We start from the raw sequence: 2,268 nt of genomic DNA, 5'->3' as shown, positions 1-2,268 counted from the left end.
CGCTTGGACGTGCAGGCCACCTTTGGGCACAGCGCCCCACTGATTTTGGAGATTGGTTTTGGCATGGGCGACGCCACCGCCAAGATCGCACAGGTGCGCCCGGACGACAACTTTTTGTGTTGCGAAGTGCATGAACCGGGCGTGGGTGCCTTGCTCAAGCGGTGCGGCGAGGAAAGCATTGGCAACATCCGCATCGTGCGGCACGACGCCATCGAAGTCATGGACAACATGCTGGGCCCGGACAGTTTGGACGGCGTGCACATTTTCTTTCCAGACCCTTGGCACAAAAGCCGCCACCACAAACGTCGCCTGATCCAGTCGCCCTTTGTGCATCGCCTGGCCCAACACATCAAGCCCGGCGGCTACCTGCATTTGGCCACCGACTGGCAGCCTTATTCCGAGCAGATGATGGGCGTGCTGCGCGCCGAGCCCTTGCTGGTCAACACCAGCGATGCGGCCGACGGCTTTGCCGCCAAGCCCGACTACAGGCCGCTCACCAAGTTTGAAAACCGGGGCCTCAAGCTGGGTCACGGCGTGTGGGACCTGGTGTTTCGGCGCGTTTGACATGCGCGATTCAGGGCACTCGGCTGCGTTGCCCATGCGAGACGGCGTGAGTGCCAGCGTGGTGTCGGTGCCGCAAGGCGCGCCGCACCTGCTCGATTTTTTGGCCCAGCGCATGCCCGGCGTCTCGCACAGCGAATGGGCCGAGCGCTTGGCGCAAGGCCTGGTGCTACACGAAGACGGTCAAACGGCCCTGCCCGACGAAAGTTGCCAACCGGGCCAGCGCCTTTATTACTACCGGCATCTGGCCGATGAACCCGTGCTGCCGTTTCAGGCGCAGATCCTGTTTGAAGACGCGCACCTGTTGGTGGCCGACAAACCGCACTTCATGCCCGTCACACCCTCGGGCCGCTACGTGCAGCAAAGCCTTTTGGTGCAACTCAAGCGCCTGACGGGCTGCGCCGATCTGGTGCCGCTGCACCGCATTGACCGAGAAACCGCTGGCCTGGTTCTGTTTGGCAAGCGACTGCAAGACCGCGACGCCTACCACGCCTTGTTTCGAGACAAGCACATCCACAAGGTCTACCAAGCCGTGGCGGCCTGCCCGAAGGACTTGGCTTTGCCACGGGTGCACACCAGCCGATTGGTGCCGGGCGAGCCTTTTTTCAGAACCCAGGAAGTGCCCGGACTGGCCAACAGCGAAACCCGTATTCGGCTGCTGAGAACCGAAGGCGAACGGGCCCTGTACCAGCTCGAACCTGTCAGCGGCAAGCGGCACCAGCTCAGGGTGCACATGATGTCGCTGGGCCTGCCGATTGAGGGCGATCTGTTTTATCCCACCTTGCAACAAGGCCCGAACGAAGCCGAAGACTTCAGTCGGCCCTTGCAATTGCTGGCCCAGTCCGTGGCATTTGCCGACCCACACACGGGCCAAGCCCGTGTGTTCGCTAGCGCCAGGCAGCTGAGCGTCAGCCCATGATTTCGGTGGCCGAAATCTTGTATTTGAAAGCGTCGGGCGTGTAAGAGTCCAAGCGTCCTTCCGCGGTTTCGGACACGGGGTACATCAGAAAGTCCACTGCGCCGCCCTTCGAACCGGGCAGGCTCACCACATGTTTCATGGCGTGACGCCGTTCAGGCTTTGGCCGAGGCCAAACTCAGGCGTCAAACCCGCTCGGCCACCCAAGCCTGCACACTGGCCAACGCAGCGGGCAGTGCCGATGCGTTGGTGCCTCCGGCCATGGCGATGTCCGGCTTGCCGCCGCCTTTGCCGCCCACTTGAGCCGCCACAAAGTTGGCCAGCTCGCCCGCCTTGACTTTGTCCACGGTGTCGGCGGTCACGCCAGCGGCGATCTGCACCTTGTCGCCCTCGACCGCCGTCAACACGATGACGGCTGTCTTCATCTTGTCTTTGAGTTTGTCCACGGTGTCGCGCAGGGTTTTGGCATCGACCCCTTCGAGTTTGGCCACCAAAAGCTTGATGCCTTGGATGTCCACAGCTTGTGTCATCAGCTCGTCGCCTTGGGCCGAAGCCAGCTTGCCTTTGGCGGCAGCCAGTTCTTTTTCCAGGGCTTTGACTTGGTCGAGCACTTGGGCAATGCGGTTGTTCAGCTCGGCAGGTTGAGCTTTCAGCGTGCCTGCGGCTTTGGTCACCGTGTCTTCGAGTGACTGCAAATAAGCCAGCGCATTTTCACCGGTCACGGCTTCGATGCGGCGCACGCCTGCGGCCACGCCGCCTTCGCTCACGATCTTGAACAAGCCAATGTCGCC

General features: G+C 61.8%; 4 protein-coding genes. 2 read left to right on the top strand and 2 right to left on the bottom strand.

The annotated features are described in order from the left end of the window. A partial coding sequence (gene trmB, locus Q0341_RS05955; protein WP_299511207.1) for a tRNA (guanosine(46)-N7)-methyltransferase TrmB occupies positions 1-564 on the top strand: 564 nt, incomplete at its 5' end. Between the two features lies 1 nt (position 565). After that, complete coding sequence (locus Q0341_RS05950) at positions 566-1,480, top strand: pseudouridine synthase (protein ID WP_299511205.1); 915 nt, start codon at positions 566-568, stop codon at positions 1,478-1,480. Here the strand turns inward: Q0341_RS05950 and Q0341_RS05945 are convergent. Next, positions 1,470-1,619 (bottom strand): hypothetical protein, encoded by a 150-nt coding sequence (locus tag Q0341_RS05945; protein WP_366522691.1) that lies wholly within the window; start codon positions 1,617-1,619, stop codon positions 1,470-1,472. The two genes, Q0341_RS05950 and Q0341_RS05945, sit on opposite strands and share 11 nt — an antisense overlap. A gap of 43 nt (positions 1,620-1,662) precedes the next feature. Further along, positions 1,663-2,268 (bottom strand): DHHA1 domain-containing protein (locus tag Q0341_RS05940; protein ID WP_299511203.1); only part of this gene is annotated, 606 nt, incomplete at its 5' end.

Source organism: uncultured Limnohabitans sp. (assembly GCF_937889215.1).
In the GTDB taxonomy this organism is placed as follows: Bacteria; Pseudomonadota; Gammaproteobacteria; order Burkholderiales; family Burkholderiaceae_C; genus Limnohabitans_A.
Note: the sequence above shows the minus strand (reverse complement) of the source record. Positions and strands in the feature narration are given on the sequence as shown.